Source organism: Yersinia pekkanenii (assembly GCF_001152565.1).
Classification (GTDB): domain Bacteria; phylum Pseudomonadota; class Gammaproteobacteria; order Enterobacterales; family Enterobacteriaceae; genus Yersinia; species Yersinia pekkanenii.
The window spans coordinates 26698-40238 of the sequence record NZ_CQAZ01000031.1; the positions used below are offsets into that span (position 1 = coordinate 26698).

A 13541-nucleotide genomic window follows, 5' to 3' on the forward strand; every position below is an offset into this window, starting at 1 on the left:
CGTATAGACACTCATAAGTGAGCGATAACATAAGTCGTCATAACGACACTGGAGTAACAGGGTATGAGTTTTTTTCACGCAAACCAGCGGGAAGCGCTGAATCAAAGTCTGGCAGAGTTGCAGGGTCAGATTAATGTTTCCTTTGAGTTTTTCCCGCCGCGTACCAGCGAGATGGAAGACACCCTGTGGAGCTCGATTGACCGCCTTAGCATCCTGAAACCGAAATTTGTTTCAGTAACTTATGGTGCAAACTCTGGTGAGCGCGATCGCACTCATAGCATCATCAAAGGCATTAAAGAACGTACTGGCCTCGAGGCGGCACCGCATCTGACCTGTATTGATGCTTCTCCGACCCAATTACGTGATATCGCCACCGACTACTGGAATAGTGGTATCCGCCATATTGTTGCCCTGCGCGGTGATTTGCCACCGGATAGCGGCAAACCGGAAATGTACGCTTCTGACCTGGTGGCCTTGCTGAAAGACGTGGGTGATTTTGATATCTCAGTTGCGGCTTATCCGGAAGTTCATCCTGAAGCGAAAAGCGCACAGGCTGATCTGATTAACCTGAAACGCAAGATCGATGCGGGCGCTAACCGTGCTATTACGCAGTTCTTTTTTGATGTTGAGAGCTACCTGCGTTTCCGTGATCGCTGTGTGGCTACCGGCATTGACGTTGAGATCGTACCCGGCATTTTACCGGTATCTAACTTTAAGCAGCTTCAGCGTTTCGCTACCATGACCAATGTGCGGGTGCCTAACTGGATGACCAAGATATTCGAAGGGCTGGATAACGACCCTGAGACGCGCAAAATGGTGGGGGCATCGGTGGCGATGGATATGGTGAAGATATTAAGCCGTGAAGGCGTGAAGGATTTCCACTTCTATACCCTGAACCGGGCTGAGTTGAGTTATGCGATTTGCCATACCTTAGGGGTAAGGCCGTAAGTTGTTAAAGGGGCCGAGGCCCCTTTAATCCTGCCAGAATCAAACCCTAGCCAGTATTACGCATCCCTGCCGCAACACCTGCAATAGTCACCATTAATGCCTGCTCAACACGAGGGTCTGGGTGTTCTTGCTGACGCGAACGGTGCAACAGTTCGGCTTGCAGGACGTTGAGTGGGTCGGTGTACACGTTACGTAACGCGATAGACTCCGCAATCCACGGTAAATCAGCCATCAGGTGGTCATCGTTGGCGATAGCCAGCACCACTTTGATATCGGCGGCCAATTGGTCGCGTAACTGCTGACCTAACGGCCACAGCGATTTATCCACCAAACGCTGGTCATAGTATTCTGCCAGCCACAAATCTGCTTTAGCGAACACCATTTCCAGCATCCCGATACGGGTAGAGAAGAACGGCCAGTCACGACACATCGTGGCGAGGGCATCTCGTTTACCAGCATCGATAGCTTTTTGCAAACCGGCACCGGCACCCAGCCAGGCAGGTAGCATCAGGCGGTTTTGCGTCCAGGCGAAAATCCATGGAATAGCACGCAGGCTTTCTACCCCGCCGTTCGGGCGGCGTTTGGCTGGGCGTGAACCCAAGGGGAGCTTGCCTAATTCCAGTTCTGGTGTCGCGGCACGGAAGTAAGGAACGAAATCTGGGTTCTCACGCACATAGCCGCGATACATCTCGCAGGAAGCATCAGACAGAATATCCATCACCTCAACCCACTCTTTCTTCGGCTCTGGCGGCGGTAACAGATTGGCTTCCAGAATCGCCCCGGCATACAGCGCCAGGCTGCTGATAGTCACTTCTGGCAGACCGAACTTAAAGCGGATCATCTCGCCCTGTTCAGTGACGCGCAAACCCCCTTTCAGGCTACCCGGAGGCTGAGACAGCAGCGCGGCGTGAGCGGGCGCACCACCGCGACCGATAGAACCGCCACGGCCATGGAACAGGGTCAGGGAAATACCGGCTTTCTCGCAGGTTTTGATCAACGCATCTTGCGCACGGTATTGCGCCCAGGATGCCGCCATCACGCCAGCATCTTTCGCTGAGTCGGAATAGCCAATCATCACCATCTGCTTGCCTTGGATCAGGCCGCGATACCAGTCGATGTTCAACAACTGCGTCATTACGTCATCAGCGTTGTTCAGGTCGTCGAGAGTTTCGAACAGCGGTGCGACCGGCAGGGTGAATGGGCAACCGGCTTCTTTTAGCAGTAAATGCACTGCCAGCACATCTGATGGCACTTTCGCCATGGAGATGACATACGCAGCGATAGAGCCTTGTGGTGCCTCGGCAATCACCCGACAGGTTTCCAGCACTTCCTGTGTATCGGCGCTCGGTTCCCATTTCAGTGGAACTAACGGGCGCTTGGAGTTTAGTTCGCGGATCAGGAAGGCTTGTTTATCAGCCTCAGACCAACGCTCATAATCGCCAAGACCCAAATAGCGGGTCAGTTCAGCAATCGCATCGGTATGGCGGGTGCTTTCCTGACGCACATCGATACGCACCAATGGCACGCCAAAGCAGCGCACGCGGCGCAGGGTATCCAGCAATTGACCGTTAGCGATGATTTCCATGCCACAGGCTTTTAGAGACTGATAACAGGCGTAAAGTGGGTCCCACAGTTGGTCATTGCTGACCAGCAAATCTGTTGGTGGCAATACGCGCTCGCCCTTCAGGCGGCCTTCCAGATAGGTCTGAGTGTTGGTCAACTGGGTACGAACACGTTTCATCAGTTCGCGATAAGGTTCAACCACCTCTTCGCCCCCAGCCAGTTCACGCAGTTCCGGCGTACATTCCGACATCGAAAGCTCAGACACCAGCACTTGGATATCACGCAGGAACAGGTCGGTGGCTTTCCAACGACTGAGTAACAGCACATGGCGAGTAATTTCAGCGGTCACATTGGGGTTACCGTCGCGGTCACCGCCCATCCAGGAAGTAAAGCGGATCGGCACCGCTTCTACCGGTAAGCGATAATCGAGGGAGTTTTGCAACTGCTCGTTAAACTCACGTAGGAAGGCTGGCACACCTTCCCATAGGCTGTTTTCAACCACGGCAAAGCCCCATTTGGCTTCATCCACCGGGGAAGGACGAATTTTGCGAATTTCGTCGGTATGCCATGATTGTGCGACTAACTGACGCAAACGACGCATGATCTTGTTACGTTCGTAATCGGCTAAATCATTGTGATCCAACTGGCTCAGGCAAGTATTCACTTCCACCAGTTTATGGATCAGGGTACGGCGGGTAATTTCGGTTGGATGAGCGGTTAACACCAGCTCAATGGATAAATCATCAACCGCGCTGCGCATGTCTTGTTCGCTCAGCTTTCTGTCTTTTAAGCGAGTGAACAGTTGAGCCAGAGCTTCCGGGTTACTTGCGGCTTCACCGTGTGGCGAAATACTGTGATATTGCTCTGCCGTATTGGTCAGATTGAGGAATTGGCTAAAAGCCCGGGCTACCGGCAGCAGCTCATCGTTGGACAGATTTTGCAGCGTGGTTAGCAGTTCCTGACGGCTTGCTTCATTACCGGCACGCGAAGATTTGGATAATTTACGAATGGTTTCTACCCGATCAAGAATGTGCTCGCCTAACGCTTCCTTGATGGTGTCCCCGAGTAGTTTGCCGAGCATACTGACGTTACTTCGCATTGCGGAATACTGTTCGTTCATATGACCCCTGACCCATTATACTCGTCATACTTCAAGCCGCAGGGGTGTTGGCCACATTCCCTCACCCCAGTCACTTACTCAAGTAAGCTCCTGGGGATTCGCTCGTTTGCCGCCTACCTGCAACTCGAATTATTTAGAGTATATGATTTCTTTTTGTAAATTAGTTTCATCCAAAAGGCAGAGATGGAAAAATCCACTCGCCACGTTCAATTCCATAGCCCAATTGACACTATTTTCAGCAAAAAAACATCAATTTTAGAGATATCGCTGAAATTTAATTACTAAGGCCACGTTATCAGTTTAGCTAATCAACAATATTGATCCGCCTACCCCACCAGCGGTAATTACTGCTGGCAGAAATGGTCGACTAACTGACCAATCAACTCGCGGGTTGGCTCGATAAACGCCATATCGATAAATTCATCCGGCTGATGAGCCTGATTGATTGAGCCTGGCCCCAACACCAATGTTGGGCAAATTTGCTGAATAAACGGCGCTTCGGTGCAGTAGTTCACCACCGCCGTGCGCTCACCCAGTAATTTCTCGATAACCCCAACCATATGGTGATCGGTCGGGCATTCATAGCCTGGAATCGGTGGATGCAGTTCATCAATACTCAAGCGGCCCGGCCAGCGCGCACTGACAGGTGCCAGTGCTTCAGCCATCAATTCATCCAGATCACTTAGTGTCAGCCCCGGCAGCGGGCGGATATCCATATGTAATTCACAGCAAGCACAGATACGGTTTGCCGCATCACCACCATTAATATGACCAAAATTCATCGTGGGGTAAGGGATAGCAAATGCCGGATTGTTATAACGCTCTTGCAGCGTGGTACGCAGCTTCATTAGCTCGGTAATCGATTCATGCATCAAATCAATGGCATTCACTCCACGTGCCGGATCACTGGAATGGCCTGACTGGCCGGTAATGCGGATCGCATTGGAAATATGCCCTTTGTGCGCCCGTACTGGTTGCAGCGAAGTGGGTTCGCCGATAATGGCAAAGTCGGGGCGCAACAGGGTGGAGGCGGCAAAGTAGCGCGCACCTGCCATGGTGGTCTCTTCATCGGCAGTTGCCAGTATATACAGCGGCTTACTTAGCTTGCTGGCATCGATATCGCGTACCGCATCCAGAATAAAAGCGAAGAAGCCTTTCATATCGGCAGTACCCAAGCCATACAATTTGTTGTCATGTTCGGTCAGAGTAAACGGATCGCGCGTCCAGCGCCCTTCATCGTAAGGCACGGTATCGGTATGACCTGCCAATAGTAGCCCGCCGCGACCTTCTCCGATGCTGGCAAGCAGATTAAATTTGTGGCGGGTATCAGGTACCGGCTGGATCTCGACACGAAAACCCAGATCGGTAAACCATCCGGCCAACAAGTTGATTAACGCCTCATTACTTTGATCAAGGGCGCTATCGGTTGCGCTGATCGACGGCGTTGCGATTAACGCCCGATACAGCTCAATAAATGGAGGTAATTTCATCTTCACTGTTGACAGCCTTTGGTTAGGATAGTATCAATATTCATGCAGTAATTATGAATAAAAATACATTAAGCTTGAGCGTAAGGGAACCGAAAAACGCCCTTAAATTTACGAAAATGTCAACGCTCAATCACGAGGGGGAACAGTAAAACCTTGCTGAGAACCCAAATACCGGTTTTGACTACTTATGTCTTTATTCCGATTAAATTTATACCCAAAGCACCAAGGGTAAGGTGGACATTAACCCATGTTGAATACGCTAATTGTTGGTGCCAGTGGTTATGCCGGAGCAGAACTTACGGCTTACCTAAATCGTCACCCACATATGAACATAACCGCTTTAGCGGTTTCAGCGCAAAGTGCAGATGCAGGAAAATTACTTTCTGACCTGCATCCGCAACTAAAAGGCATTATTGATCTGCCGCTGCAACCCTTGGTGGATGTAGCTCAGGCGGCAAAAGGGGTTGATGTCGTCTTCCTCGCCACCGCCCATGAGGTCAGCCATGATTTAGCGCCACAATTTTTAGCCGCCGGTTGTGTGGTGTTTGATCTCTCCGGCGCGTTTCGGGTTAAGGATGTTGAGTTTTACCGCCAATATTACGGTTTTGAGCACAAACATACCGATTGGCTGGATAAAGCTGTTTATGGGCTAGCCGAATGGCAGGCCGAAGAGATTAAACAGGCACAACTGGTTGCCGTTCCCGGCTGTTATCCAACGGCATCACAACTGGCACTTAAGCCGCTGATCGATGGCGGCCTGCTGAATGATGCACAGTGGCCAGTGATCAACGCAGTCAGTGGTGTCAGCGGTGCCGGGCGTAAAGCCAGCATCGGCAACAGCTTCTGTGAAGTCAGTTTTCAGCCGTATGGTCTGTTTAATCATCGCCATCAGCCAGAGATTGTGGCTCACCTGGGTATACCGGTGATTTTCACGCCGCACCTGGGGAACTTCGCTCGCGGCATTTTGGCGACCATTACCTGCCGCCTGAAAGCCGGAGTCACGGCGCAAGATATCGCCGAGGCGTATCACCAGGCTTATCAGGATAAGCCACTGGTGCGGCTATATAAACAAGGTGTTCCGGCTCTAAAAGCGGTGGTTGGACTGCCTTTTTGTGATATCGGTTTCTCGGTACAGGGCGAACATTTAATTATTGTCGCCACCGAAGATAACCTGCTGAAAGGCGCAGCGGCGCAAGCCGTACAATGCATGAATATACGTTTTGGCTTTGCACAAACCCAGTCTCTGTTGTAAGTAATAGAACGGTAAGCAATAGGCAAACACTGATAATCCGATGAGATAAGGCGCAAAAATGATGAACCCGTTAGTCATTAAATTAGGTGGCGTGTTGCTGGACAGCGAGGAAGCGCTGGAGCGCCTGTTTACTGCGTTGGTGACTTATCGCGAGAAGCATGAGCGCCCGTTGGTGATTATGCACGGTGGTGGTTGTCTGGTCGATGATTTGATGAAAAAACTGGCGTTGCCGGTGGTGAAGAAAAACGGCCTGCGTGTTACCCCGGCTGATCAGATCGATATTATTACTGGTGCATTGGCCGGTACTGCCAACAAAACACTACTGGCTTGGGCGGTAAAACACCAAATTAATGCCGTCGGGCTGTGTCTGGGCGATGGTAATACTGTTTCGGTCACCCCGTTGGATGCAGCACTGGGGCATGTAGGTAAAGCACTGCCTGGCTCTCCAGCTTTGGTACAAACCCTGCTGGCAGCGAATTACATGCCAATTATCAGCTCCATCGGTATCACCGCAGATGGCATCCTGATGAATGTGAATGCTGATCAGGCCGCAACGGCACTGGCCGCCACACTGGGGGCCGATTTGATTTTACTGTCTGATGTCAGTGGTATTCTGGATGGCAAGGGCCAGCGGATTGCCGAAATGACGGCACAAAAAGCTGAACAATTGATTGCTCAGGGTATCATCACCGATGGCATGGTGATCAAAGTGAATGCCGCACTCGATGCCGCACGTTCTCTGGGCCGCCCGGTGGATATTGCCAGTTGGCGTCACGCTGATCAGTTACCGGCGCTGTTTAATGGTGTGCCGATTGGCACGCGTATTCTGGCCTAAATACCCTTCTTATTTGAAGTTGCAGCAGTGTTAGCGGCTCTTACTCACCCGAATCACTGACTTGAGTCAGCTCAACGGGATTCGTGCGTTTGCTGCCTTGCTGCCACTCCAACTACTTTGGGTATATTATGAGTTTTTATTCTGAAACTAGGGAAGCAAGATTATGGCATTGTGGGGCGGGCGGTTCAGTCAGGCGGCAGATCAGCGTTTCAAGCAATTCAACGATTCGCTGCGGTTTGATTACCGACTGGCGCAACAGGATATTATCGGTTCTGTTGCCTGGTCGAAAGCGCTGGTTACGGTTGGCGTATTAACGGCCGCTGAACAGCAACAACTGGAGCAGGCGCTTTCAGTGTTACTGGAAGAAGTGCAGGCCGATCCACAGGCCATTCTGAACAGTGATGCCGAAGACATTCACAGTTGGGTAGAAACCAAACTGATTGATAAAGTTGGCGATTTAGGCAAGAAATTGCACACGGGTCGCAGCCGTAATGATCAGGTGGCGACTGATCTAAAATTGTGGTGCAAATTCCAGATAACCGAATTACAAACTGCAGTGCAGCAGTTGCAGCAGGCGCTGGTTATCACCGCCGAAGCCAATCAAGATGCCGTCATGCCGGGTTACACCCACTTGCAACGTGCTCAGCCGATCACTTTCGCGCACTGGTGCCTGGCGTATGCCGAAATGCTGTCCCGTGATGAAAGCCGTCTGCAAGATACCCTGAAGCGCCTGGATGTCAGTCCATTAGGCAGCGGCGCATTGGCAGGTACCGCTTATGCAATTGATCGCGAACAACTGGCGGGCTGGTTAGGTTTTGCCTCTGCGACCCGTAACAGCCTGGATAGCGTTTCCGACCGTGACCATGTGTTGGAATTACTGTCTAACGCCAGCATCGGTATGGTGCATTTATCGCGTTTTGCTGAAGACTTGATTTTCTTTAACAGTGGCGAAGCGGCTTTTGTCGATTTATCCGATCGCGTGACTTCCGGTTCTTCCCTGATGCCGCAGAAGAAAAACCCGGATGCGCTGGAATTAATCCGTGGTAAATGTGGCCGGGTACAAGGTGCATTGACCGGGATGATGATGACGCTAAAAGGTTTGCCTCTGGCTTATAACAAAGACATGCAGGAAGACAAAGAAGGCTTGTTTGATGCGCTGGATACCTGGCTCGATTGCTTACATATGGCCGCCTTGGTCTTAGACGGCATTCAGGTAAAACGCCCTCGTTGCAAAGAAGCCGCACAACAGGGCTATGCCAATGCCACTGAACTGGCTGACTATTTGGTCGCCAAAGGCGTGCCATTCCGCGAAGCGCACCATATTGTGGGTGAAGCAGTAGTAGAAGCGATTCGTCAGGGCAAAGCATTAGAGGCCCTGGCCCTGAGTGATTTGCAGAAATTCAGTGCAGTGATTGGCGATGACGTCTATCCCATTCTGGCGCTGCAATCTTGCCTGGATAAACGTGTGGCTAAAGGTGGGGTTTCACCACAGCAGGTGGCTTCTGCCATTACTGAGGCTAAAGCACGGTTGTTTTAGTTCTTTGAGTATTAATATCGAGCATGGGCCACTGTTAAAGTGGCCCATCAAACTGCTGACAAACCTCGATGACTCGATGTTAGGCGGCTCTAGCCCCCAAGGACGGGTTTACGGCGTCTTTACGATCGGCCTGTTTTCACCGCTGCGGGCACGTTGTCAATAACCTCCCATTTTGCATTCATCTTGAAATCTATAAGGTATAGAGCGTTAAATATACCTCTTCCTGTTACCGAAACTATTATTACTCTATTCTTTACCTCTTCAAGTAACGTCAATATTTTTAATTTGATGCTGTATTGTTTTTAATGTGCAGTTGAGTTCATACTCACAAATGGTTATGATAATCATTATCAAATTTTGGCATTGTAGTAAAACCTCTACTAGTATTAAAAATAAACTCAATTAAGTTAGGGAAATAACAGGGGTATTAATCTGACATATTACTCTGTCCGCCAATAAAACAATCTGATGTGTTTTGATTTAATGCGTACTTTTATTAATTTAATTAACTTATTTATTTTATAGTAAACGGCACCATATCAACTGCCCGATAATATTTAATATTCGGTATGGCATTCTATTGCCAAATATTAGCATTCATATCATTAAGGTAATAGTCAATAATTAATAGATGTATTAGTTTTTATTAATAAGGATGAAATCTCATAAATGGAAAGTATAGTTAGAGATAAAAAAACGCCAATAAGCGTAATGAATAAAATTGCGTTTGGTATATTGTTGGCACTCACGGCACAGGGTTATTCACCGAGCGTTAAGGCTGATGCCGCCGCCGCATCGTCGAGTGAAAATGACATGGTGTTGGATAAACTCAAGGTAGAGGGAACCAGTAACGCTCAGGACGGTGACTGGGTCTATGATGAACTCCATTCGGTTAGTGAAATCTCCCGTGAACAACTGGATAATCGCCCTGCCCGCCATGCGGCAGATATATTGGAACAAACTCCCGGTGTCTACTCCAGCGTCAGCCAGCAAGACCCTGCGCTTTCCGTGAATATCCGTGGCATCCAAGACTACGGCCGGGTCAATATGAATATTGACGGCATGCGTCAGAATTTTATGAAAAGTGGTCATGGTCAACGCCATGGTGTGATGTATATCGATCCGGAAATATTGAGTAACGTGGTGATTGAAAAGGGCGCTACCAGCGGTATGGGCGGGGTTGCCACCTTTAATACTATTAATGCCAGTGACTTCCTTGAACCGGGCAAAGAGCTGGGGGGGCAAATACGTGCCATGACCGGTGATAACGGCACTCAGTTTATTGGTGGTGGTGTCCTGGCGCTGGGTAATGAATATGGTGATCTATTAATTGCTGCCAGTGAGCGCAATCTAAAAGATTATTGGCCCGGCAATAAAGGGGATATTGGTGCTCTTCGTTTTGGCAGAGAAGCCGCCCCAGTTTTAGGCAGAGAAATTACAAATAACAAAGTTGAATTTGCCAACTATAAAATGAGCTCACGGCTCGCTAAACTGGGCTGGAATCTGCCCGCTGACCAACGGCTGGTACTCAGCTATTTGCAAACGCAAATAAATAGCCCCAATGCCAGTATGTTAACGCAGATTGTCGATAAGTCAGATCCCTACCGTAGAATTAGAATGGGCTGGAAAAAGAGCAGCGTAAGTGATGTGCTGAACCGTAGTATAGGGTTGGATTATAGCCTCAAGCCTGAACATATTGCCTGGCTGGATGTGGCGGCTAAAATCTATTACGTTGATACCAATGATGAAACCGATACCCTGTGTTCTGATGCCGTTTTTTGTAAAAAGTTTTGGACTCAAACCCGTTTGAACACCCGTGGTTTACAACTGCAAAATACCAATTACTTTACCTTCGCCGACCACCATCAATTACAAGTCAAATATGGCCTCGAGTGGTTTAGTGACCGCTCCACCGGCAACTCAACTCAAGAAACAATGCTGGGTGTCACCCCACCCGGCAAGCGCACCATGACCAGCACCTTTGCCCAGTTGAATTACGAACATGCAGACTGGCTGCGGCTGGAAGGTGGCCTGCGTTATGATCAATTTCGCTTAAAGGGTAATACCTGGATGCAGAGCAAATCTTTCCTTGGCAACTATTCCCGTGAAAATCCATGCAACAAAAAGATACATGAGCAACATCTCGCTGAAAACAGGCGGTGCTCCTATAATCACACGGTCAAAATGACCTGGGATGTGGATCGCCGTGAACAACAGCTTTCGCCCACCTTGGCTATCGGTATCAAACCTGGTGTGCAGTGGCTGGAGTTTTTTGGTAATTACGGCAAATCCTGGCGGCCACCGGCGATTACCGAAGTGCTGGCGACCGGCAGTGCACATGGTCACGGCTGGATTTTGCCCAATCCGTTTCTGGCCGCAGAGCATTCCAAAGCCTGGGAAGCGGGCATTAATATTCAACACAGTAATCTGTTTAGTGAACAAGACCGCCTGGTGGCCAAAATGGCCTACTTTGATACCCGCGTCAGCAATTATATTAATCTTGAATTATCCAAGACCAAACCACTGCTAGGTTACGGTTCCTTTGCAAATGCTACCTACATTAATAATTTATTGGCAGCCCGTTTTCGTGGTCTGGAATATCAATTAAGCTATGACATGGGTTTTTTTTATACCAGTTTAAATTATACCAGAATGATTGGTGTTAATAACTTTTGTTCTAAAAGGGCTTGGTTAGGTGGAGCGCAAGCCTTTACATCTAATAAGGATGGTATTTATCCTTTCGAAAATAATAACATGAATAATATGATTGATTGCTTGGCGGGGAATAAATTATTTGGTTCTTCTGCTTATTTGCCCGGTGATCGTGGCAGTTTAACTTTAGGTGGAAGATTATTTGATAAAAAGCTGGATCTCGGCACCATTGTTCGCTATAACAAAGGACATCAAGACGCATCGGTTGTTAATAGCTACGGCCACGCTAATACCGCTTATGTTGCGGATTGGCCGAAGTATACCTTATTTGATCTTTATGCTAGTTATAAGGTAACTAATAATTTAACTTTGCGTAGCACAATAGAAAATATAACTAATCGCGCTTATATAGTCAGTTATGGTGATTCACTTTCTTTTGCGCCAAATCGTGGTCGAACTATTCAGGGCGGTTTTGAATATAAATTTTAGTTATCAAAATAAAATAAAAAAGACTAAATATAAATATTAAATTTAAATCTTCAGGTGGAATGATAACTTCACCTGTAGTCACGGTGACTCAATGATGAGTCATATAATTGTTATTAGCAATAAGGAAGTTTATCATGACAGTAACTATCAAATATCAAAGCCAATTCAGTAACGACACTCTAACCTCTTATACTCAGCAGTGGGCTACCACTCATGGTGATATAAAAGACACGCAGGCGCCAGGCTATGCCAAGGACGTTGGCCAATTTTCTGGTGGGGGGTGGTTTAGTGGTACCCAATATTCAATTGGAAGCTCTCATAGTGGTGTTAGTACTGCAATGATCGTAGAGGGTGATTTGAACTATAATATGGCCCACCATACCTTCTACGGGAAAATGGCAAACTTGGAGTTGGGTGAATACTTGAAAGATAACTCAGATAGCACTGGTAAACAGCTTGACCAAGTGCAAGTGAAATTGAGTGGCATAGATCTGACCGGTGAATATGACCCTACCAAAACAATGGTAGAAAACCATCAAGGGGATATGCATAAAGCCACTTATGGCCTTATGAGAGGTAATGCTGTCCCATTGCTGGAAACACTCGCGGCTAAAGGTATTGATGTGAATACCCCACTGAAGGATATGCCAATCGCCAGCCAAATTGACGTTATGGCGTCAGATGCACCAATGATTGATACCGTTGGTGTGGTTGAAAGCAGCGATATGTTGTTAGCTGCTTAAGTAAGACAGCCGGAAAAGGATTTTTTGGCTGAAGCAGAGTTAGTGTTATAAATGTAATAAGTGTAAGTGCACCGCCGCCGTACTCTGGACTATTTGGCATATTGGCTACGGCGGTGGTTCATGTTTTTATTTTAAATATTAGATAAATATATTTAGGTGACTTTATTAATTCACCCTCTAATTGATATAACTTAACGATGAGTTATATCCTTTATTAAAAGGACGTTAATATGACAGTAACTATTAAGTATCAGGAACAATTTAAAAATGAAACTATTTCCTCTTATACTTACTGGTGGGCCACTGATTTTGGGGATATAGCACTGGAATTGGGTGAAGGTGAATATGGTTTTTACTCGGCTGGCCCAAATCCTCCTACCGTTGGTATAAAATTCGCAATTCAAAGCAGCTCTCCTCAAAGTAAAACCGCGATAGTGATGGAATCTAAGGGAATAAAAGCGGCGATGATTTTGGAAGCGAATGGCGTTAAGCCATCGGAAACGGCCCCTCTAACTCCCGGTAACAGCGAAGGTCTGGAATTTGGTGAGTATTTAGTCCCTATTCCTGATAGTAACTTAGAGGATCCTCAGCCTCATCAACTTCAGCTCCAGCAAGTGCAACTGAAATTCAGTGGCTTAGATATTTCAGATGACATTGATATCTCTGTATTTGAGGTTCATTATGCGATGCTTATAGATAATAGCTATCCAAGTAATATGGATCTTGGTGTATATGGTCTGCTGAGAGGGAATAATATCCCTATATTGGAAATCCTCAAATCCCAAGGCATTGATGTAAATACCCCACTCAAAGATTTGGCGATTGCCAGCCAGTTTGACGTTATTACCGATGTGCCAACCATTGATACCGTAGGTGTGATTAATAGCAGTGAAATATCGTTAACCGCTTAAA

The 13541-nt window shown here is 47.9% G+C and carries 9 protein-coding genes and 1 pseudogene; 8 read left to right on the plus strand and 2 right to left on the minus strand.

All coding sequences use genetic code 11. The features are described 5' to 3' along the window. Positions 1-63: 63 nt before the first annotated feature. Positions 64-948: a methylenetetrahydrofolate reductase gene (metF, locus tag AEP37_RS15530; RefSeq protein ID WP_049614190.1), complete on the plus strand. Its 885-nt coding sequence runs from the start codon at positions 64-66 to the stop codon at positions 946-948. A gap of 46 nt (positions 949-994) precedes the next feature. Here metF and ppc read toward each other — a convergent pair whose 3' ends face one another. Then, complete coding sequence (gene ppc / locus AEP37_RS15535; protein ID WP_049614191.1) at positions 995-3631, minus strand: phosphoenolpyruvate carboxylase; 2637 nt, start codon at positions 3629-3631, stop codon at positions 995-997. A 344-nt stretch (positions 3632-3975) separates the two neighbouring features. After that, entirely contained in the window at positions 3976-5121 is a 1146-nt protein-coding gene (gene argE / locus AEP37_RS15540) for an acetylornithine deacetylase (protein WP_049614192.1), read from the minus strand. Positions 5122-5368: 247 nt separating this feature from the next. Here argE and argC point away from each other — a divergent pair, with 247 nt between their 5' ends. From argC to AEP37_RS15570, 7 genes and pseudogenes are all read left to right on the plus strand, one after another. Then, positions 5369-6373, plus strand: a complete 1005-nt coding sequence (gene argC / locus AEP37_RS15545; RefSeq protein WP_049614193.1) for an N-acetyl-gamma-glutamyl-phosphate reductase — start codon at positions 5369-5371, stop codon at positions 6371-6373. Between the two features lie 61 nt (positions 6374-6434). After that, positions 6435-7208 carry an acetylglutamate kinase gene (gene argB, locus AEP37_RS15550; RefSeq protein ID WP_049614208.1) on the plus strand — a complete coding sequence of 258 codons (774 nt, stop codon included), beginning with the start codon at positions 6435-6437 and terminating at the stop codon, positions 7206-7208. Between the two features lie 163 nt (positions 7209-7371). Beyond that, complete coding sequence (gene argH / locus AEP37_RS15555; protein ID WP_049614194.1) at positions 7372-8745, plus strand: argininosuccinate lyase; 1374 nt, start codon at positions 7372-7374, stop codon at positions 8743-8745. Between the two features lie 101 nt (positions 8746-8846). Further along, a pseudogene (locus tag AEP37_RS27745) lies at positions 8847-8948 on the plus strand (gluconate 5-dehydrogenase); the annotation flags it as partial. A 466-nt stretch (positions 8949-9414) separates the two neighbouring features. Beyond that, positions 9415-11886 carry a TonB-dependent hemoglobin/transferrin/lactoferrin family receptor gene (locus AEP37_RS15560; protein WP_049614195.1) on the plus strand — a complete coding sequence of 824 codons (2472 nt, stop codon included), beginning with the start codon at positions 9415-9417 and terminating at the stop codon, positions 11884-11886. A 134-nt stretch (positions 11887-12020) separates the two neighbouring features. Continuing rightward, positions 12021-12629 carry a heme acquisition protein HasA gene (locus tag AEP37_RS15565; RefSeq protein ID WP_049614196.1) on the plus strand — a complete coding sequence of 203 codons (609 nt, stop codon included), beginning with the start codon at positions 12021-12023 and terminating at the stop codon, positions 12627-12629. A gap of 230 nt (positions 12630-12859) precedes the next feature. Then, complete coding sequence (locus tag AEP37_RS15570) at positions 12860-13540, plus strand: heme acquisition protein HasA (RefSeq protein ID WP_049614197.1); 681 nt, start codon at positions 12860-12862, stop codon at positions 13538-13540. Position 13541: the final 1 nt, after the last annotated feature.